Origin of the sequence: Rhodococcus sp. NPDC060176, from assembly GCF_042728675.1 — a bacterium.
Classification (GTDB): domain Bacteria; phylum Actinomycetota; class Actinomycetes; order Mycobacteriales; family Mycobacteriaceae; genus Rhodococcus_F.
The window spans coordinates 124,697-144,940 of sequence record NZ_JBHWYS010000003.1; the positions used below are offsets into that span (position 1 = coordinate 124,697).

Consider the following 20,244-nt stretch of genomic DNA (forward strand, 5'->3'; position numbering starts at 1 on the left):
ATGAATGCGTCACCATCCACCACTATTCCGGGGCGGATCGACACCCACCACCACGTCGTCCCACCGTTCTATCGGCAATGGCTACAGGACAAGGGCATAACCGCCGGTGGCAAAGCAATTCCCGAATGGACCACCGACGCCGCGCTCGAACTCATGGACGCGACCAATGTTGCGACGGCCGTATTGTCCGTATCGACGCCCGGCGTCGAACCGGGAGCACTCGGTGAGGCTAGATCGATGGCGCAAGAGGTCAACGACTACGCGGCAACGGTGTCCGCCGACAACCCCGGTCGGTTCGGCTTCTTCGCCACCGTCCCCCTACCCGACATCGACGGGTCCATCGCAGAGGCCGAGCGTGCGCTCGACACACTTGACGCCGACGGCGTCGTCCTGCTGTCCAACACACGGGGCGTGTACCTTGGTGACCCGCAATACCTTCCGCTCATGGAGTACTTGAACAACCGGGACGCCGTGGTATTTGTTCACCCCTCAGCTCTGCCTGCAGTGCCCGTTGACGGTATCCCCCCGTATGTGGCGGACTTCCTGCTCGACACCACACGCGCCGCTATCAATCTGGCGAAGTCCGGCACGGTCGATCGGTTCCCGAACATCAAATTCATCTTGTCGCATGCCGGCGGCTTTTTGCCGTTCGCTGCTTCTCGAGTAGCAATAGGCGCATCACCCGTAGGAGATTCCGCAGACGGACTGCGCCTACTACGCACGTTCTACTTCGACACGGCACTGTCGGCCTCGGAGTCGGCTCTGCCGAGCCTGACTGCATTCGCCGATCCCGGACGGATCCTCTACGGCAGCGACTTCCCTTACGCTTCTGCCGAGCGGTCACAGACTTTCACGGCATCACTCGATGCGTATCCAGCGATCGATCACGATGCTGTGAACCACGAGAATGCAAGCAAGCTGTTCCCGAGGTTCGCGCGCGCAGCTGTGGGCTGAACTTCCGACAAGCACGCGACAATCGCAACCAAGCACGCATGCTGTTCGTCCCCGCAAGTGCCGATGCCGCGGCAGGACCGTCCAATCCGGTCCTGCCGCGGCATCGCTAAATTCTGCGTAGTGGAAGCTGCCTTCCTTCAAACGATATGAACCCGGCCCTTACTCAACCCCCGACGGCGTCGCGCAAACGAGGTAGTTCGCGCAAAGGATTGATGCGCTCGATCTCCACACGATCTTCGGACGAGAACGTTTCGCTCAGCTCAGGTTGAGGATCACCGGATCCGGTCAGCGTCAATTGACTGAACGGCCAATCGGATCCGAAGACGACGTGGTCTCTGGAGGTTACGGCCAGCACGCTGCGCATAGCGGGCTCAGCGGCGCTCAGTGCAGTGTCGTAATAGAAACGGTTGACCCGATTCTTCACGTCGAGCACGGACAGCCGGGGAACTGCCGCCGGCCAGAGATCGCCGATTGGAGTCTGCGCGGCAAGGCCGATGCGGTGCGACAGGAACGGCAGAGTCCCGCCTGCATGAGCAAGCTGAAAACGGATGTTGGGGAATCGGACGAGGGTCTCTGTCGCGATCATCAGTGTCGCCGCACGGGTGGTGTCGAACGTGAATTCTTCGACGAAGTCCGGGATCGGTGATTCCGGTTTCGCGTCAGCAGGAATCGATGCCGGATGTACAAACACGTACGCGCCGCGTGCATTCAGTACTGCCATCAGAGGATCGAAGCGTGGATCTCCGAGGTAGATGCCATCGTAGGCCGACAGCAGTACCACTCCGTCGAGTCCGAGGACGTCCAACGCATATTCGGCTTCGGCGATCGACGCGGGGACATCCGGCATTGGAAGCACCGCAAAAGCTGCGAACCGAGTGGGGTGTGCTTTGAACAGGTCTGCAGCGTAGGAGTTGCAGTATCGGGCAAGATCGTTTGCCTCTTTACCCCTGAGAAAAGAGACGCCAGGATCCGATACCGAGAGCGCCTGAGCCTCGATGCCGTAACGATCCATGAAGTCGATTGCCGCCTCGGGTGACCACATCGGGGTCGGGTACCCGCCGATGGTGACGAACCCGTGGGACAACAAAGCTGACCGGTAGTCGGGGGGTAGGAAGTGCGCATGCAGGTCGATGCGGTAGTTATCGGTCGGAAGCTGGGTCCTGGTCGCAGGGGATGCGGCGGCAGGGAGGCCGACCGCGACGGTAGCGGCAGCGGCTGCCGACGCCCCCAGCAGTCCGCGCCGTGACAAAGTCGGGCTGTCTTTTTTCACTTGGCTCCTCGTCGAGTGGGCGATTCTGTGTAGTCGAAGATCCCAGGACCGCTGAGTTCTGGAACGGTGATCTCGTCCTTGCCGACGGAACGTGCAGCAGTCCTGAATTGCTCGAGCTTCTGGATCACGGTCTGCCCGGATCTCGAATGTCCCCAGATGCTGATTCCCTGGTAGGTGGACGGTTCCCACGTGTTCTCGTCGATCGTGAATGGGTTCCAACCCACTTCCCATTCGAAGCCGGACGGTGTGAGCGCGTAGTACGAGAGTTCACGGTCGTTAGTGTGCTGGCCAACGGCGAGGGCCATGCCGAACCCCAAGGCCTTGACGCGTTCGAACGACTGAATCATGTCGTCGAGCGTCGCGACCTGAATGTTCAAGTGCTGGATCCGTGTTCGGACGGGGTTAATCTTCAGTCCTCGAACGTTGGCCACGGCAATGGAGTGGTGACGCTCGTTGACGCGCAGAAAACGAATCTTCAATGTCAGGCCGCTGATCGTTTCGTCGATGTAGTCGGTAAGCCGGGCATCGAACACGGTGTTGTAGTAACCGCGCAACTTGTAGGGCTCGACCGACGTGATCGCGACGTGCCCCATTCCGCAGTCGCCAGTGACGTACGACGAGTTCTTCATGACGAGAGGCACGGAAGTGGTCAATGCCCGCGTGAAGATCTCCTGGATCATCCCCTTCGGCCCAGGAAACCGCAGGAGTCGCTCTACACCGCGCAGCGCTGCTTCCTCGGCGGTGCCCTCGGAGATCGGTACGCCGCGATCGACAACGCGTGCCACGATTCGATCGAAGGTCTCGTGGTCGTCTATCTGCCAGCCGAGGGCGGTCACGTCCTCGGCTGGCCCGTACTGGAGCAGGAATCGGCATTCGTGGTCGTCGAGTCTGAAACGGATTCGGCCGGTGTCCATCTCGTCGAGATGCATACCGATCGCCTCGGCGCCGAAGCGTCGCCACTCGACGAACTTCTGGGTTTCGATGACGATGTATCCGAGTTGTACATTGCCGAACACCGACGGATCGACCGGTGTGTCTTCCGCTGCTGTCAAAGTCATCAGTGCCTCAATTCGACAGGAAGGTTCGGGTGATGGCGTTGAAGAAGTTCGCACGCTCCCACTGCACCCAGTGGCCTGCGTTCGCGACCTGCAGGAGATCGCAGTTCGGCATGGTCTTCGCGAGCATGGGACCGCCGGAGGGCTTGTTCACCTTGTCCGCCTTGCCCCACACGACGAGCGTCGGCGTGGTCAGCGAGGCGAGTCGTTTGTCGCGCGTGAAGTCCATGCGCCACAACGTCTTCAACGCTTCTCGTCCGGACGGCCGCCGCAGCGGCGGATCGGCGACCACCTCGGGATCGATGCTCGCACGGAACCGTTCGTCGATGACCGCGTTTGGTACGCCCGCACCGTCGAAGACGAGGAACTGACGAATGAACGTCTCCAGTTTGTCTCGCGTGGGGCCGTCCCCTCCGTAGTACGACAGCAGCGAATTGAGTCCCGGGGTGGGCAATCCGCGAGTGGTGCCGACGCCACCTGGCCCCATCAGAACCATACGGTCCACACGGTTCGGGGTGTCCAGCGCCAACCGCAGTGCGCAGGCACCGCCGTACGAGTTGCCGACGAAGTGCGCCTTGTCGATGCCGAGTTCGTCGAGCAGTCCTCGAATTGCGTCGGCGAGGTACCCGAAGGGGTCGGTCTGATCGATGCCCTTGCTGGAGCGCCCATACCCGGGTAGGTCCGGGATGATGACGCGGTACGAGGAGGCGAGCGCGTCGATGTTTCTGGAGTAGTTCGACACACCGGATGCGCCGGGGCCGCCGCCGTGGAGTAGAACTACGACTGGTCCCTGCCCGGTCTCGGCGTAGAAGATGTCCTTACCGCCGACGGAGACGGTCGTTTCAGTCAGTAGTGCGTCGGTCACGAGGGTCCTCCAAGGATGGTGGTATTGGTCTTCAAAGCTTGCTGGTCAGGAAGCTGCTGCGATGCGCAGTCCGCGAGGGGGTTGTCCAAGTACGGTTTTCGGTCCATCTGCGGCGTAGACGAATCCGTCGGGTCGTACGACGATGCTCGTCGCGTCTTTCGCTCGCATCCAGTTCACGAGCGAGTTGTCCGTGTCGACGACGGCGCCTTCGGCGGCGGCGGATCCGGCGACCTGCAGGCGTAGTTCGCGGACTCCTGTTGCGGCCCACGGCCTTGTTTTTTCCACCGGGCCGAGCGAGAGGAGCACCCATTGCCCGGCGAGGATGTCGTCGAGTCGCTCCCGCTCGCCCTTCTCATCCAGCACCCAGGGCTGTGGAATCTGGTGTCCCACTGCGGAAGTGTCGAATCGAGCTCGTATTCCAGTGTGCGGCTTCGGCGCAAAGAAGCCTTCGGGATAGTAGGCAGCGGGGATCCAGCGGCTGTCGCGGAGCCAGTTCGCGACTGCGGGGATCTTGGTGAGGGCGCGCAGTCCGTGATTGCGTGCTGTGGCTAGTGAGGGTCGGCGTTCGGTGATGATGTTGCCGGTCTTGACGGCACGTGCGGTTACTTCGCGTACGTGTGGCATTCGTTCGGTCGGATATGAGTCCAACGCGGCGTCGGGCAGAGATCCGTCCAGCACTCCTGCAAGTTTCCAACACAGGTTTGCCGCGTCTCTCACCCCGGCGGACATCCCCTGTCCGATCCACGGCGGCATGACGTGCGCGGCATCGCCGGCAAGGAACACTCGGCCCACTCGCCATCTGTCGGCGAATCGTACGTGATGGCTGTAGACGACAGCGCGCAGAATCTTGACTTGCTCGTCGGTGATGCCCTGGTTTCCGAGAACCTTCCAGATCGCGGCGTCGGTGACGAGTTCCTTTTCGTCGCTTCCTTCAGGGACCGGGTACTCCCAGCGATGGTGGCCGAGCGGTGTCGGGCAGTCGACCGTGGGCTGTGCAGGGTCACAGTGGAATCGGAGAGAGTCGTGACCAGGCCATTCCTGGATGACCTTGGTGTCGACGACAACCCAACGATCTTCGTACGTCTGGCCCTCGAAGCCGATTCCGAGTAGGCCCCGAGTGGGACTGGATCCGCCATCAGCAGCGATGACGTATGCGGCACGTTCGCGTCGGAAGGTGTCTGTCTTGAGGTCGGCGAGCATGAGGTTGACCCCGGTCGCGTCTCCGGCCACGCGGAGACATTCGTGTTCGAGTGCGAGTTCCACGTTCGGGTAACGCTCAACACCGTCACGCAGCGTCTTCTCGACAGCTGGCTGATAGATGAACTGTTGTGGCGGATGGCCGGAACCTCGCGGTTTCGGAGTGACCTCCACGAAAGCCTGCCCGGCGGCATCGACGAACTTCACCGGCTTTCCCGGCAGCATCTCGGCGTTCAGTTGGTCGGCCAAACCGATCTGCTGCCAGATACGAACTACCTCTTCGTCGGTTGAAATCGCCCTGGCGCGTGAATAGATGTTCGAGTCGCGCTCGACGACCAGCACCCTCAAACCTCGAGCTCCTAGAAGGTTTGCCGCGGTGACGCCCGTTGGCCCGTAGCCGATAATCGCGACGTCATAGGTGGGGGTGAGCACTTCTTGTGACCTCTCGTCGAATCTGCCGAGGCGTTAGACCGCATCTCGTCTTACTGTAGTGATCGCTACATTACGTATTGATCACTACAGTAAGATTGGTTAGGTTGAGAGTCAAGTCACAAACTGAAGGCCGGAGACGTAGTTGACGCAGCAGGTCGCGCCGCGGCGCAAACGAGCGAATGGCGAAGAATCACGCCTGAAGATTTTGGACGCAACGGTCGAAGTTGCGAGTGAGCGTGGCTACGAGGGAACTTCCATCGCGCTTGTCAGCAAGAAGTGCGGGTTGCCCGCAAGTTCGATCTACTGGCATTTCAAAGACAAAGACGATCTCATCGCCGCGGTGATCGAGCGCAGTTTCGGAAGTTGGCTCGTCGCGATGACGATTCCAGATGGTCCGACTCCACAGGATCGTGTGACCGCAATGTCGTTACAAATCGCGAGGGGTCTTCTCGAAACTCCTGATTTCCTGCGCCTCGGTTTGATGCTCGCACTCGAGCGGCGCCCCGTGGAAGCAAAAGCGAGAGTGAAGTTTTTGGACGTTCGCCGCGACGCCCACGAGCGGGTCGCAGCTGCTATCGAACAGTTCGCGCCAGGACTACGTCCGCATTCCATCGCCTTACTGACCACATATGCCATCGCTGCCGCCGACGGTCTCTTCATCGCCAACGAGATCGGCAGTGAAGTCGGGCTGCTCGAGCTCTTCGAGCTGCACGGCACCCTTGTCTACGCGGCAGCGTTACAGTTGCTCGAGCGAGACGCAGGGCGGGCAGAGTCGTGACCGCCGGGCGCATCGACACTCATCAGCACGTGATTCCTCCCAATTATCGGCTCTTACTCGATGACCGCGGTCTCACCGCCGGTGGGTGGCCTACCCCTCGGTGGTCACCGGACGAAGCGCTCGCCTTGATGGATTCGTCCGACATCGCGACCGGAATCCTGTCGGTGAGCTCGCCCGGCGTTCATCTCGGTGCCGGCACCGGGGGGAGGGCCATCGCACGAGCGGTGAATACATACACTGCCGAATTGGTAAAAAACCGGCCCGACAGATTCGGCCATTTCGCGAGCCTTCCCCTTCCCGATATCGATGGCGCGCTCGAAGAGGCGGCTCATGCGCTGGACGAGTTGGGCGCGGACGGCATCGTACTGATGTCGAATGCGGACGGGAAGTATCTGGGCGACCCGATCTTCGAGCCGTTGTGGGAAGAACTCGATTCGCGTGCGGCCGTGGTGTTCATCCACCCGACATCACCCCCTATGCAAATGCTGACGGGAATGCCCAGCCCCATACTCGACTTCCCGTTCGACACCACACGGACGGCAGTTCACATGGTGGCGAAGGGGGTCTTTCGCCGGCACAAGCGCATTCGGGTCATCTTGTCGCACGGTGGTGGGTTTCTGCCTTATGCCGCATATCGTTTCGTCGGTGCGGCGCAGTTCAATCCAGAAATAGCGCCAGAAGAAATCTTCGAAGATCTCCAACGTTTCTACTTCGACACCGCCTTGTCGTCGACGCCTGTCTCCATGCCTTCCCTGCTTGCGTTCGCTGATCCGACGCGCATCACATACGGCAGCGATTTCCCTTTCGCGCCGAGTAGCAGGCTGTTCGACACAATGCTCGAGACCTATCCGATGAGTGACGAGCAACGCTTTGCGATCGATCGCGGGAACGCCCTGGCGCTCTTTCCTCGGTTGAAAAAGTAGCGCTGGTAGAAACCGTCAGTTCGCCGCGCCAGCGCAACCTATGAATTGTCCGGGTGATAACGGCACCAAGGCCCGCACCACGTTTGCAGTGCGAGCCTTGGTGCTGATTGCAACCCTGAGGTCAGCAGGAACGGAGACTAAGCGCTGATCAGTTCACGGACAGTAAAAGTGCAGTGGGTTCATCGACACGTACGCGATAGCGCCCTCCAGTGAGGGGGGAGGTCTCTGACGAGTTCTCGGTGAACACTCCGTCGTTGCCGACGGCTGTGCCAGCGTATTCGGTGCCGCTAGTCGACTCGGGGGAGTCCGCGGTCAATCGCTGGACTGATACCTGGGTTCCGTTGTCTCCGACGATGGAAACGTCGATATCGCCCTCGAAAGTGCGATCAAAATTGTCGACGATCACTTTGACCGCGCCATCGGGCATGCGGACTGCGTGGGCGGTGATGTTCGTGGGTCCGGATTCGACAGCGGTGGGCAGTATCTGGCCGCCGGAGAGCTGGCTGACCATGAGGGCGCTGTAATAGTTCGGGTTGACCTGGGCGTTGCCAGCTAGTCGCGCGTCATCGTCGGCGAAGCAAATCAAAGAGTAACTTTCGCAGTCGTCGGGTTGGTTGTGCAGGTTGACGCTGGATACACCTTCGCGCGCGGCGGTCATAAGGTAGTCGACAGTCCACAGTGCCGCACCGAAGGAATTGGTGACGCCCTCGCGGCCCTCTTTGGCAACTGAATTAGTCTCGCTCAGACGGGGTTTGAGGCCAGCGCTCTCAGCTTTGGCGACAAAATTACGAATGAATTCTGTCTGCTTGTCGGCATTTTCACGAGACATCAATTTCTCGATGCTGGGGAGCCCGCCAATGAAATCGGAACTCCCGGTAGTGAACCCGAGTCTTTGCGTGTTGATGAACGGGTAGTAGTGCTGGTTGAGGGAGGTACTGTCGTTGCCGAATGCAGAGATGTAGGGATCGAGCCACGGCGATACTACTACTGCGGAGACGATCGGATCGAGTGCCTGATTCCCGACAGCTGCTCCAGCGGTATTCGGTCCTTCGATCGCGATGTCTGGTACTGCGGCATGGATGGCTTCGCGGTAGGTCTGCGCGTCCCGTATGTAGGTTTGCGGGATATAGGGGGATCGCTGACCGGATTTGGTGATCGGCGCGAGCATATAGAAGTTGGGTTCATTTCCGATCTCGATCGACCGCAATGAGTCTTTGATGCGAACTTTCGCTTCGCGCACTTGGTCGGCTGCTGCGGCAGGATCGAAATGTCCGAGATTCACACCGAGATCGATACTCCACCCAGTGGATTCGGCAAGCGCGCCGACCCGGGAAAGATCATCAGGAGTGACGTGTTGACCATTTTTCGCCCAGTCCGGCACCTGTCCGTTGGGGTCAGGCATCCATGCGGTGTTGTCCACCTGGTTTGCGCTGAAACGAATATTGCCGGCGCCGAGGTTTTCGAGAAGGGTGTCGACATTCCCGAGGTCAGGGTCGATCCAGGACTCATGCATGAGATTCGCTTCAAACGACAAACCGAGAAAGTCAGTGGGAATCGTGCGACCGGGCTGGGTGGCGTCGACGTGAATCACGATAGTGGACGGAGCTTGTGCAGTGGCCGAGGGGGCGGTAAGTGCGAATGGCAACGTAGCGCACAGGCTTAAGACCGCGATGCGGGTCGAGCGATTGGGGGTCAAGGACGTCAAGTGGAGTGCCTCCTAGAAGTGGGTGTTGGGCACGCAACAAGTGTGGCGCACCTCACTTGAGGAACCTTACTGTAGTGATCGTTACGGAAGCAAGATGCTAAACCTTTTCGGTTTTTCTGCCGCCGGCCTCGCGGGCCATTCGTTGATATGCGGACGTGTTCGCGAAGTCTTGTTGATGGATGTGGTTCAAGGTTGTGAAGCAGCGTCTCAGCTGTTCAGTGTGAATCAGTATCGTAAATTCATGCCGATAACTTATATTATGTCATTCTAAGGGCGAAATCTGCTGCACAGCAAAGTAATACACATGGAACGTGCATCGTGAGTGTCGCTACCAGAGTGAGAGCGGACGTCCTGCAGCCTCGGCCGCGGCGATGCGCTCTTCGATGACGTCTACTCCTGCGTTCTGTTCGATCCCGGTACGGATCGCGGCGGCGATGGCGCGAGTGCGGCACGCAGGTCCCCGGACGTCAGCGAGGGGGCTGGCGATGTTGCGTCGCCGGAGCTCGTATTCGTGGCGGTTGCTGCGATTGGTTCCCAACTGCATGTGTGCCGGGTTGGTGCAGCCGGCGAAGTCGCATTGATGGCACAGCACCGCGTCGTCGGTGTTGGACCAGCCCAACCTCGAGATGACGCCGTATGAGAGTTGATAGGCGAATAGATGCGCCGGCACGGTCCCGCGGCGGGACGGTCCGGGCAGGCTTGCCGCGCGGAAGGAACCATGCCCGGTCGAGGACACCCCGCCGATCCAGGGCCAGCACTGATTCCGGCGGCGGTAACGCTTGGACTCGAAGCGAGAAATGACGGCAGGATCGTCGAGCCAAGAACGCCACAGACGTTCGGGAATGCGTACCGGCTGGGGCTGCCCGATCAACGTCATCTGGAACGACGGCAGTGCGGGAGCGCTGTCGGGCATGCCGGGCAGCGGCAATGAAACATCGCTCTCGAACGTCATCGCCTGCTCCTGGCACTCGATCCGGACTGTTACCCGAGCTGACTGTAGACACCCGTGCCGACAATCAGTTGAAGATATCTGGGGTATGACCTGTGGTGTTGTTCGGTAACAGTCCGCTCGTACCTGCTTTTGCAGCTGCCCTTGCGATCATCCCAATGGCCCTGGTTGCCGAGAACGCCAACCTTCGCGCCGGAATGAAACTTGCCCTCGAACCCACCTTCGTCAACGGCGCAGCCTTCGCACACCGGGTTGACGCCATCAGCGACATCGTCGAAACCGCTCTCACCGAAGGCGAACTCACCGATACCCCCCACCACACCGACTCGCATCGAACCTCTGCGCTGGCACGATCGGAGCAGCCAACGCATCAGCAACCCTGCGAGAAGACATCGACCCCGCAACCTGTATCGAAGACGTGGTAACAGCACAGCTGCGCACTGCACTCACGCCCGCCTGATCCAAAACACGGGCACCGGCCTCGACATCAAACGGGCGAAATTGCTTGAGGGACAGCTAGTCCGACAGCATCTGCACCATTGACTTAGCGGCCGGATCCCGCTGTCGAGCTCAGTTCTCGACCCGAGGGGTCCCGCTGCTAGCTTCCCGCTCGATCCGCGCGAGCTGGATATTGGTATACAACGACGAACGCTTCAAACCCGTGTTCTTACATAGTGTTTCGATCTTGAACTGGCCCGTTTCATAAATTTGCAGTAGGTACGCACGCTCCTCGGGCGAGAGCTTGTGCGGCCTACCTTTCATCTTCCCAGCAGCTGTCGCGGCGGCAACTGCATCACGCGTGCGGGAACGAATCAGATCCGACTCGAACTCCGCCATCAACGCAAGAATGCCAATGAACATCTTCCCCATCGGATCAGCCGGGTCGTACACCTGACCATCAATCGACAGCGACACACCCTTCTCCGCGATCCGCTCCACCGTCTCATGCAAATCCTTCGCCGAGCGAGACAGCCGATCGAGCTTCGTCACACAAAACACGTCGCCGGCGCGAGCCGCGTTGATCGCATTATCCAAACCCGGCCGACGAGCCTGCCGGCCACTGACACCATGATCGACATAGACCATGTCACGATCCACACCGGCCTTCACCAGAAGATCCACCTGAACCGCCGTGTCCTGCCGGACCGTACTGCACCGCGCATACCCGATTTTCACGCCACCCCCACTGCCGAACACGAATTGTCCACTAGAGCCTATGCCATAACGGACAAATCCAACGGACACCCAAATTGGACGTTTCGGTACGAAATTTCGCCACGTCAGTCGCGCCTAGGCGCCCGTTCTTCACCGTCCGGTATGACGACGGTCAAAACGCACACTCAAGTCGCAGCGGGCGACTGAGACGGCTCTGGGTTGTAGGCCCCTTCAGAGCGGCTGATTGATCGGAGTTGCAGCGGCGACGTAGCGAGAGGGGAGGTGCCCCGACAAGGCACCTTCCACCGCAGTCGCAAGGTCTTTTCCTGAAGGGAGAGAGCCGTTCAGGGCGCGGAGGACAAGGTCGACGTACGATTTAACGGCGAGGCCGGTGGCCTTCGCGGCTATCGGAAGCATTTGTTTTCCAGGGAAGATGCGAAGGAACTCGTCAGTATCTTCGGACCTGAACGCGTTCTCGACCAGTTCCTTCTCCTCTTCGAGGATTTTCTCCGGAGAAAAGGACCAATTCTGGAAGTCGAACACCTGGGGGAGGTCCTGTGCCAGTTCCTCGATACTCGCTTGTCTATTCCCGGCCTTGGACACGATACCCTGCAGCATGGGTTCGATGCGGGCCTTCCATCGCGAGACGATAACTCTACGGATTTGCAGATCGTTGACAGTGCTCTTCATGTCTTCGAAATATTTTCCTTTATCGAAACTTCCGCCGACGTGTTTGGTTACCGCTTCCACTATCGCGGGAAGGGATAGTAGGCTCTCTATCTCGTGAATATTGAGCATTTTGACGCCGGAAGGTAGTCCGTTGCGGAAGTTTGTCGAATAATAGTCGCCGTCGATGATTCCTATGGCCTCCAGGGCGGCTGATATGCCGGAATTCTGCAAAGCGTCAACGCATCGAAGTACTCTTTGGCAACTTTGCACCGGACGAACAACCGTGTCGGGCCCGTTGAACCACGCTTCATACAGGGGTCCGTCGTAGCTTGAGTTTTCTCCCTCGCAAAAAACAATCCTAGAGGCATAGAAGGATAGTGAAGCGGACCCAAGCAGGGCTTCCGATACGTCGTCAGGAAGTTGTCCATCGAGCTCGATCGATCTCAGTCCAGCCACTGGACTTGCCAGCACGAATCTTGCTCCATGTCGTGAAAGTGCAAAAGTTAGATCATGAGTTATATATACAAACCGAATGTCCGACCGTGACTTTTCGATCGCGTTCCATAGGCGCACCGCCAAAAGTGAATGTAGATGTGTCTCAGGTTCGTCTACGACTACGACGCCAGGTTCGGCGCTAAAGACGCGACCCATTAGGTAGAGAGCAGCTTTCTCGCCGTCGCTCATCTGGCTACCTGAATACTCTGTGTCTGTTCCCGACGACTTGTTGACGACCAGGGGTGTCCAGTCGCGCCAGTGTAGCTCTCTACCCGGGAACACCTCAGACCACAGTCGCTCAACTTTCGTTAATGGTGTTTCGGGCGGTTCGCCTGCTTTTGTGGGGTCGTCACTGTAGCGGCGCATGAACTCTATGGCCACTGTGGATTGTTGGCCAAGTAATTGGGAAAGCATATAATCAAACTCTCCCGCCAATTCCCAGTGATTATTTCGAGTCTGCGCGACAGTATTCTGAAAGTGTGCGCGAGCGGTATCCATTCCCATCGCCGGAAGCTCTGAGGGCACGCGCGTATTTCGAAGAGCATTGATGAAATCCATGCTCACGTTTGCCTGAATATTTCGCGATTGCCTTGTTTTTCCGCTGCCGTTCGGGCCGATAATCACGACGGGTTCAACGCCCGTCAGCATTTCGCCGTTCGGAAGGGTCAAGGTGTACTCAGTCATACGGCATTGTAGATGGAACGATCAGTGCCCACAGGCTGAAACTGCTCTGGAGTGACTGCGTCCATCTGGATTGAAACCATCTCGCGAGGGACTGCCATGCACAATTCGTGATGTGTGGCTGCAAGAACCCTGCTGGGGCCCGGCGCTCAGGTTGAATAGGGAGTCGCCCACTTTTCAATCGTGGATTGCAGCCGGGGTGGGTAATGCCGCGTTCGGCTCCCTCCAGACTTCGACGCCTGTGCCTCAAAGAGTGCAATCGCGCACTCGGTGACGTAGACCGCCACCGCAGCAGAGTCAGCCATCATGGCGAACATCGCGGAAGGTTTGCCCGCAGCGATAAGTGCCGGCCACGTATGGCCATGTGTGAAACTCGAACAAAGGGTGTACTGCTGCTCGATCAGTTCGGCGACAGGCTTCTCTCCGAACTCCTCAGAGAGATGCGGAGGTTCGCTCGCCTCAATCCACGCTGCCGCTACCTTCACCATCTTCGAATAGTTGGCCGACTCAGGCTCCAGTTTGCGTAGCCCTGTAATCCAACCGGCGACTTCGTCGCTCTCAACCCGCGACCCAGCCCTGCCAGCCGCCGTGGCAAGTGTGAAATCACTGTCGAAATACCGTTTGGCAGCACCCAGATTATTCACCGACATGCCTGCCGCCCTGGATCGCCGTTTGTCCCGTGCCTCAGGAGCCAAGATCCATATCGTCTGAGCAGAGCACTCGAACGCACTGCGGCACAAAGACATAAAACTTGCAGCGTGATGCTTGAACGGGTAGGTGTGTGAGACCTGATCGACCAAAATCTCCAGCGAAGCCAAATTGTCCGTCGCCCACATCACGGGCCCGCACACCGCCCCGATCACCCCCTTCGGTGGGATCTCGCGAAATGCAGAGTCGTCGTCGAGCGCCATCGAGCTGCCGGAATCCGGAGCCTCGAACGCGTTCAACCCCCAAGACGCCAATTCGCCGCCACGTTTCACACGCTTGACCATGCTTTCGAGTGGTGGATGCTGCAAAAGCCCCAGCTGATAAACCGCTTCTCGATCCATCGCTGAATCACATCACAAAGCCCCCGCAAGGTGCGTGGAAGCTTGTTCGGACCGATACGACACGCCGAACACAGAATTGCTGGAATCAGTTCCCGGTGCCGCAAGTCGGTGTAATCGAGAATGACGGCTCCACCCCGCCGGTCCTCCCTAAGTGTTTAAGGTGTTTCAGGGGAATTTCACCAGGTGTTTCATTTAGAAGTTTCAAAGTGTCTCACAGTGGCACCTGGCAGGATAAGTTCCGTTCTATTGCGCAGTCATGCGCTGACCGCTGAGCCGGTATTGTCCCTGGTTATGAGCACCAACCCATTTGCCGGTTTAGTCGACGACACCCCGCCGACTCCCGCCCAGGCCCTCAGCAGCCTTTTGGCGAGCGCCAAACGCCAGTACTGCCCAGTACGGAACTCGTTCGTACAACGCCCCCCGGGATCGACCGACCGCGCATCCATGCTCGCGTCGTTTGTGACGAACCGACAGGAACGGGCTCTCGACGCCATGTTGACTGCCTACGCCCTGCAGCCGGTCCTCTCAGACGACGACCCCCTCCCTCTCGGAGCATGGGCGAACATCCTTAGCACCCGTAAGCCCTGTGGCCTCACCACAGTGTCAAAGACCTTCCGTGTTCTCGAGGGGATGGACCTGGTGACGCGGACCCGGCAGGGCCACACCACGATCATCACGCCACTGCTGGAAGACGGAAGTGGCCGGAAATGGTCCAAACCAGGCCGTCCCGATGAGTTGACCGAAAGCGAAGGCTACTTCACCATCCCGCACGAGTACTGGACGGACGGGTACATCGATCGACTACGGCTGCCTGGCAAAGCGATGCTGTTGATCATGTTGAAGGAGACCCAAGGAAAGCCACCCTTCGAGATGGCGGTCGACCGCGCCCCGAAGTGGTACGGCATCTCCGAACGAACAGCTGAGCGTGGCTATGCGGAACTCAACGCAGAAAAGCTCCTCGACATACACATTCAGCGCGAAGCTTCGCCGCGGCTGCCCAAGGGAGTGTTGCGCGAGCGCTACCATCGCGCTCTTCGAGACCCCTTCAGTACCGTCCGCAGACGGGACCTTCAAATCGAAGCTAGAAAGCAGTCCACACCCCGACCAAAGGGAGGCCAATGATGGCGAGCAGCGGCGTCCTGCACGCCTTCATCGACGAATCCGGACGGACGGGGAAAGACAAGTACATGGTCTGTGCCTCTACGCTCACATCATCAGACGTGAGCGGGATTCGGACAGGGATGCTGGCCCTTCGTACCAGGGGGACCAACCGCATCCACATGAAGAACGAAGGCAGGAATGCTCAACGGATCATCAACGGCGTGGCTGCGCTCGATGTTCACAGCTATCTGTACGTCGTAAGGAAGTCCTGCAACTTTCGAACTGCACGTGACCTAGCGTTTTCGGAACTATTCGGTCGCCTCTCCACAATCGGCGTCAAGAGAGCGGTGATCGAATCCTGCGGCGAGGACCACAGAGATCGGAAGATCATCCACGACGTGCTCAGCCACAACCCCGCCCTCGAGTATCTCCACGAACCCGCGTCTACAGGCAACCCGCTGCTATGGATTCCCGATGTCCATGCCTGGGCGTGGGGGCGAGGTGGAAAAGCCAGGGCAGCAATCGAGCATCGCGTCACCGTTCAGGTCCTGAAATGACTGAGAGCCTGACCCTAATGGGCCAGGCTCTACGGTCGATGTGGGCGCGCAAGGCTAGAAACCATCTGGTGAGGCTGCCTGCATGGGTACTTACGCCCCGGAGACCTCCTACACGAACCACTTTCCACAGCTACTGCAGTGGACACCTCCGATAATGAAGGTGTTTCCAATCGTTAGCAACGGACTTTCATAGTGGCACCTGGCAGGCGGAATACCGGTTCCTGGCACGGAATTTATTGATGGGTCGACAGAGGTAACAGACGGAAGCCCAGTCCGACGAAGATCATGCGACTCTGTGGAACTCCATCACAAAATTCAATACAACTCAGAGATTGTCAGCATCATCTAAGGCCCAATTGAACGACGCGATCGACTCATGCCTGTCGGATACCCGAACTACCATCAACATCGCGACGAGCATCAGGTCGCCACACTGACCAGACCGAAGCGAAAGCCGAAGTCCTGACCTGCAACAACCTTGCAGATCGGTCACACGTGACCACCTGATGCTCATTCACCACCGCAAACCAGAGCTACCGCGACACCAGCCGTGCTCCAGCTCCGTCGCTCCCGCACAATCACCTTTGCGTTGGAGTGGCCTGAGGTCGTTGCTTCGAGTGCTCGTCGGCGGTCCGGGGTGTGGCTCGACAATAACCTGTTGCCCTGGTGGCTTTTCGTGGAAGGTCACCCCGGACCGCGGCGGGTTGTTTCGGCCGCTGATTGAGATGTGTTCGCGAACTTTGTCGCTGTGTAAAGGTGTGCCGGCGGAACAACCCTGACGAGCTCCACGTGTTCGAAAGGAGTTCATATGGTCGAAAATGTTTGGGTAGGAGTCGATGTCGGCCGCCACGCCCATCACGCCGCAGCTGTCGATGCACACGGCGCGATCTTGTGGTCGCGGCGGATTCGCAATGACCAAACCGAGATCGAGACGGTGCTCGAGCGGGTCGCTGATATGGAGTCGGTGGTGTGGGCGATCGACATGACCGCGCCCGAATCTGCTTTGCTCCGTGGCGTGCTGATTGCCCACCGCCAGCAGGTACGGTATGTGCCCGGTCGGGTCGTGCACAGCATGACCGGCGCTTTCGCGGGCGAAGGCAAGACCGACGCCCGCGATGCGGTCGTCATCGCGCAGACGGCGCGTCTACGCACCGACCTCGCTCTGGTCGCGGTGCCCGACGATCTCGCGATCGAACTCGAACTCCTGACCGGTCACCGAAGCGATCTGGTCACCGAACGCACCCGAGGCATCAACCGGCTGCGGGGCTTGCTGACCCGCAGCTTTCCCGGTCTGGAACGGTGCTTTGACTACTCGACCCTGACCGGCCTGGCATTCATCACCCGGTTCGCCACACCCTCGGCAATCAACGCCGCCACTGACGAGGACATCTACGATCACCTGCGCGGACAGGGAGTGCGTCGCCCGACGATCCCGAAGATGATCCGCGCTGCTCGGGCCGCGGCCGGCGGACAGACCATTGCCTTGTCTGGTGAGGCGACCACAGCGCTGCTAGTGCAGCAGGCAGCCGCCTCGTTGATCGCGCTCACCCGGCAGATCGCCGACTTGGACAAGCAGATCGCCCCGGTATTTCGCAGGCATCGTCATGCTCGGATTCTGGAATCGGTGCCAGGCATCGGGACCCGCAGCGGCGCTGAGCTTGTCGCGATCACTGGCGGTGATTTCGCCTCGTTCGGCTCAGCCGCCAAACTCGCCGCCCACGCCGGACTGGCCCCGGTCCCGCACGATTCGGGGAACCGTCACGGCACCCTACGCAGACCGCAGCGCTATCACCGCGGGTTACGGAAGGTGTTCTACATGGCCGCGCTCAACAGCTCTCAACGCGACGGGCCCTCGCGAGAGTTCTACCAACGCAAACGTCGCGAGAAACGCTCGGCTGTGCACGCGCTGATTGCGTTGGCTCGCCGCCTCGTCGACGTCGTGTGGGCGCTGGTTCGTGACGAGCGGGTGTGGTCTCTGTCTGGTCCTGGCTTTAGGCAGGCGGGACCTGTCCCGGCCGCTGCCTAGGGCCGCAAGTGTTGTCGGTGAGTTAGTGGCGGTACCGCTCTTCCATGGAGGGTACGCCGATTGGCGGCGGTGTGATCGCTGCGGAGCTGCCCGATAGGCCATATTCATGACCGAGTCGTCACCGAGTTCGGTGACGCCGTGCAGCTCAACCAACGCCGCGCGCGGCGGCCTCGCTGGCAGCCGCTATCGCGGAGAGGACCGCCTGGAGGTCTGGCCTGCGCGGCGACGTCGCTCTTCGATGGACAGCGGTGCGTTTCGGGAGTCATGAGTGCACTCCGGGGACGCGGGGGACGCGGGCCATTGCGGTCTCAGCGACCGGCACGGTAGTCCGGGAGAGTCAGGCCCTGCGACCGCGGCGAAGGTTTCAAGGCTTCTTTCCGACTGAGGGCGTTGTCTCCTACTCATCGTCCCGCGCTCTCAGCGGTTGTAGCGGCCGGCGAAGCGGTCGATCGCCTCCGCACTCACTGGGCTGAACACGCCAACGAGGTTTCGGTCGGGGTCACGAAGGAAGAAGACCCGGTTGCCCCAGGGCATGAGTGCTGGCTCGGCGACGAACTCCGCGCCCAGTGCGGCTAGGCGGGCGTACTCGGCGTCGACGTCGTTGACGAGGAACTCGAAGATCGCCGACCGGTTCGCGGCTGCCTCGGCAGCGCCGACTGCGAACAGCGGCACCGTGGCGGTGCTGCCGATTGCGAGGGTCGCGGTCGGGGTGAGGATCTCGGCGAAGACCGGCGCAGGGCGTACGGCGGTGATGCCGGTGAGCTGCTCGTAGAACTCGACCATCGGATCGAGGTTGTCGGTGATGATGCGGGTCGAGACGAAGGCGGTGGCATGGGAGTTGGTCATGCCTGTGATGCTAAAGCCGATACAGGGCTGAATTCGCCCGGTATTCGTGGGAATCTGTTCACGTGGCCCGATCGACTGCTCGTGTATTGACCCTCCTGGAGTTCCTCCAGGCCGGAGGGATCCAGTCGGTCGCAACTCTTGCCACCCGGCTGGGCGTCGACGAGCGGACCGTGCGCCGCTACGTCGCGCAACTGGTCGAGATGGAGGTGCCGGTCGAGTCGATCCGCGGGCGGCACGGTGGTTACCGGGTGGCGCCCGGCTACCGGATGCCGCCGCTGATGTTGACCGACGAGGAGGCGCTCACACTGCTCTTAGGGCTGGTCGTGGGCCGTCGTAGCGGCGGGTTGCCGATCGATAGCGAGACCGTGGAGAGCGCTGTCGGCAAGTTGCGTCGCGTGTTGCCGCGAGGAACGGCGGCACGGCTAGACGCGCTGCTATCCACCGCGGACCTGACGCTCCTCGGCCCGTCTGGACGCTCGAGCAGAGAAGCCCTCGGTGACACCGATCCGAAGGTGCTGATGGTCATCGCCGAGGCCGCCTGCGATCGCCACCCCGTCGAGATCGGCTACACCCGCAAGGACGGGCAAGCCAGCGAGCGCACGATCCTGCCCTACGGCATCGTCGCCCGCTCCGGACGCTGGTACGTCACAGGCCACGAGTCGGGTACCGGTGAGGTCCGGACCTTCCGTGTCGATCGGATCAGCAACCCCGTGGCGTTGCCCGGATCGTTCAACGTCCCCGACGACTTCGACGCGAGCGCGACCGTTCTGACGAGCCTGGCGGCCACCCCGTGGCGCTATCAGGTTTCGGTCCGCGTCGCCGGCACCATCGACGACCTACGCTCGCAGTTCCCCGCCGGCCTGGCGACGCTGGAGCCGGCCGCGTCCGACAACACGGAGCCATGGACCCGTGTCCGCCTGGGCGCTGAGCGCCTCGACTGGGTAGTCCGGCACTTCGCCGGACTCGGCCGCGACCTGCTCATCGAAGAACCAGGCGAGCTTCGAGAACACGTCCGGGTTCTGGCCGGGCGTTTGCTTGCTGCATGCGGTGACGACGCAAGCAAGCCCGTCGCGGCGCCCGGTCTGGGATCGACACCCGGCTGAACCTCCGGCCTCAGCTCAGCCCCACTGCAGACATCGACTCCACCTGTCTGATCCAACTTGGCCTGTCAGTTAGTGACTGATTAGCCATAGCTTCTCATCAGCGGTCAACAATCTGCTGGCCAGCAACACCAAGAGCTTTCCCTTAAGTGCTCGCCGTGCGCCTTGCGCTCCCGCATTGGGATCCCCGCCAGCGCACCGAGCGGGAGGTGCCCACCACCGCACACACCCACCGCCGGCCACACACAAGAACCGAACGCCACCTCCTGCGCCATTGCTGCCACGCAGCGCCGAGTGGTCAAGAAAGTCGTCGTACAAGTCGCCCCAGAACACCATGCCGGGGACCCGACCCGTCAACCCACGCTTCGCTCTACGGGGTTGACAGCCCACCCTCGACATGGTGACAGGGGAGCGACTCTACCGACTCTCAGAAAGGC

18 protein-coding genes are annotated in these 20,244 nt (G+C 60.2%); 8 read left to right on the forward strand and 10 right to left on the reverse strand.

From position 1 onward, the window contains the following. A complete protein-coding gene (locus ACFWEM_RS15485) occupies window positions 1–954 on the forward strand; it encodes an amidohydrolase family protein (protein WP_378534808.1) in 954 nt (317 codons plus the stop codon). A gap of 163 nt (window positions 955–1,117) precedes the next feature. Here ACFWEM_RS15485 and ACFWEM_RS15490 read toward each other — a convergent pair whose 3' ends face one another. The 4 genes from ACFWEM_RS15490 to ACFWEM_RS15505 are packed head-to-tail and all read right to left on the reverse strand — an operon-like array spanning window position 1,118 to window position 5,773. After that, a complete protein-coding gene (locus ACFWEM_RS15490) occupies window positions 1,118–2,224 on the reverse strand; it encodes an amidohydrolase family protein (RefSeq protein ID WP_378534810.1) in 1,107 nt (368 codons plus the stop codon). Continuing rightward, window positions 2,221–3,282, reverse strand: a complete 1,062-nt coding sequence (locus tag ACFWEM_RS15495; RefSeq protein ID WP_378534812.1) for a VOC family protein — start codon at window positions 3,280–3,282, stop codon at window positions 2,221–2,223. Before ACFWEM_RS15495 ends, ACFWEM_RS15490 begins: the two co-directional genes overlap by 4 nt. A gap of 7 nt (window positions 3,283–3,289) precedes the next feature. Next, window positions 3,290–4,144 (reverse strand): alpha/beta fold hydrolase, encoded by an 855-nt coding sequence (locus ACFWEM_RS15500; RefSeq protein WP_378534814.1) that lies wholly within the window; start codon window positions 4,142–4,144, stop codon window positions 3,290–3,292. A gap of 45 nt (window positions 4,145–4,189) precedes the next feature. After that, a complete protein-coding gene (locus ACFWEM_RS15505; protein WP_378534816.1) occupies window positions 4,190–5,773 on the reverse strand; it encodes a bifunctional 3-(3-hydroxy-phenyl)propionate/3-hydroxycinnamic acid hydroxylase in 1,584 nt (527 codons plus the stop codon). A gap of 142 nt (window positions 5,774–5,915) precedes the next feature. On the opposite strand from ACFWEM_RS15505, the gene ACFWEM_RS15510 reads away from it, so the two are divergent. Then, window positions 5,916–6,551 (forward strand): TetR/AcrR family transcriptional regulator, encoded by a 636-nt coding sequence (locus ACFWEM_RS15510; protein ID WP_378534818.1) that lies wholly within the window; start codon window positions 5,916–5,918, stop codon window positions 6,549–6,551. Next, window positions 6,548–7,474 carry an amidohydrolase family protein gene (locus ACFWEM_RS15515; protein ID WP_378534820.1) on the forward strand — a complete coding sequence of 309 codons (927 nt, stop codon included), beginning with the start codon at window positions 6,548–6,550 and terminating at the stop codon, window positions 7,472–7,474. Before ACFWEM_RS15510 ends, ACFWEM_RS15515 begins: the two co-directional genes overlap by 4 nt. 148 nt (window positions 7,475–7,622) lie before the next feature. On the opposite strand, the gene ACFWEM_RS15520 is transcribed toward ACFWEM_RS15515, so the two are convergent. Together ACFWEM_RS15520 and ACFWEM_RS15525 are read right to left on the reverse strand one after the other, a co-directional pair. Further along, window positions 7,623–9,170: a glycosyl hydrolase family 79 C-terminal domain-containing protein gene (locus ACFWEM_RS15520; RefSeq protein WP_378534822.1), complete on the reverse strand. Its 1,548-nt coding sequence runs from the start codon at window positions 9,168–9,170 to the stop codon at window positions 7,623–7,625. A gap of 337 nt (window positions 9,171–9,507) precedes the next feature. Then, window positions 9,508–10,131: a hypothetical protein gene (locus ACFWEM_RS15525; protein WP_378534824.1), complete on the reverse strand. Its 624-nt coding sequence runs from the start codon at window positions 10,129–10,131 to the stop codon at window positions 9,508–9,510. A 155-nt stretch (window positions 10,132–10,286) separates the two neighbouring features. Here ACFWEM_RS15525 and ACFWEM_RS15530 point away from each other — a divergent pair, with 155 nt between their 5' ends. Further along, the gene (locus ACFWEM_RS15530) at window positions 10,287–10,553 is read left to right on the forward strand and encodes a hypothetical protein (RefSeq protein ID WP_378534826.1); all 267 of its coding nucleotides are present in this window, start codon (window positions 10,287–10,289) and stop codon (window positions 10,551–10,553) included. A gap of 145 nt (window positions 10,554–10,698) precedes the next feature. Here the strand turns inward: ACFWEM_RS15530 and ACFWEM_RS15535 are convergent, their stop codons facing one another. The 3 genes from ACFWEM_RS15535 to ACFWEM_RS15545 all read right to left on the reverse strand — a co-directional run bounded on the left by ACFWEM_RS15535 (window position 10,699) and on the right by ACFWEM_RS15545 (window position 14,177). Beyond that, on the reverse strand, window positions 10,699–11,304 hold the full coding sequence (locus ACFWEM_RS15535; RefSeq protein ID WP_378534828.1) for a recombinase family protein: 606 nt from the start codon (window positions 11,302–11,304) through the stop codon (window positions 10,699–10,701). A 210-nt stretch (window positions 11,305–11,514) separates the two neighbouring features. Next, window positions 11,515–13,131, reverse strand: coding sequence for an AAA family ATPase (locus ACFWEM_RS15540; RefSeq protein ID WP_378534830.1), 1,617 nt, complete (start codon window positions 13,129–13,131; stop codon window positions 11,515–11,517). Window positions 13,132–13,277: 146 nt separating this feature from the next. Then, the gene (locus tag ACFWEM_RS15545; RefSeq protein WP_378534832.1) at window positions 13,278–14,177 is read right to left on the reverse strand and encodes a hypothetical protein; all 900 of its coding nucleotides are present in this window, start codon (window positions 14,175–14,177) and stop codon (window positions 13,278–13,280) included. 291 nt (window positions 14,178–14,468) lie between these two features. Here ACFWEM_RS15545 and ACFWEM_RS15550 point away from each other — a divergent pair, with 291 nt between their 5' ends. From ACFWEM_RS15550 to ACFWEM_RS15560, 3 genes are all read left to right on the forward strand, one after another. Continuing rightward, window positions 14,469–15,299 (forward strand): hypothetical protein, encoded by an 831-nt coding sequence (locus ACFWEM_RS15550; RefSeq protein WP_378534834.1) that lies wholly within the window; start codon window positions 14,469–14,471, stop codon window positions 15,297–15,299. Then, window positions 15,296–15,835 (forward strand): hypothetical protein, encoded by a 540-nt coding sequence (locus ACFWEM_RS15555; RefSeq protein ID WP_378534836.1) that lies wholly within the window; start codon window positions 15,296–15,298, stop codon window positions 15,833–15,835. Before ACFWEM_RS15550 ends, ACFWEM_RS15555 begins: the two co-directional genes overlap by 4 nt. Window positions 15,836–16,643: 808 nt before the next feature. Next, entirely contained in the window at window positions 16,644–17,861 is a 1,218-nt protein-coding gene (locus ACFWEM_RS15560) for an IS110 family transposase (RefSeq protein WP_378534838.1), read from the forward strand. Window positions 17,862–18,278: 417 nt separating this feature from the next. On the opposite strand, the gene ACFWEM_RS15565 is transcribed toward ACFWEM_RS15560, so the two are convergent. Further along, window positions 18,279–18,707, reverse strand: a complete 429-nt coding sequence (locus ACFWEM_RS15565) for a VOC family protein (RefSeq protein ID WP_378534840.1) — start codon at window positions 18,705–18,707, stop codon at window positions 18,279–18,281. A gap of 62 nt (window positions 18,708–18,769) precedes the next feature. Between ACFWEM_RS15565 and ACFWEM_RS15570 the strand changes: the two genes are divergently transcribed. Beyond that, window positions 18,770–19,810 (forward strand): helix-turn-helix transcriptional regulator, encoded by a 1,041-nt coding sequence (locus ACFWEM_RS15570; protein WP_378534842.1) that lies wholly within the window; start codon window positions 18,770–18,772, stop codon window positions 19,808–19,810. Window positions 19,811–20,244 lie beyond the last annotated feature (434 nt).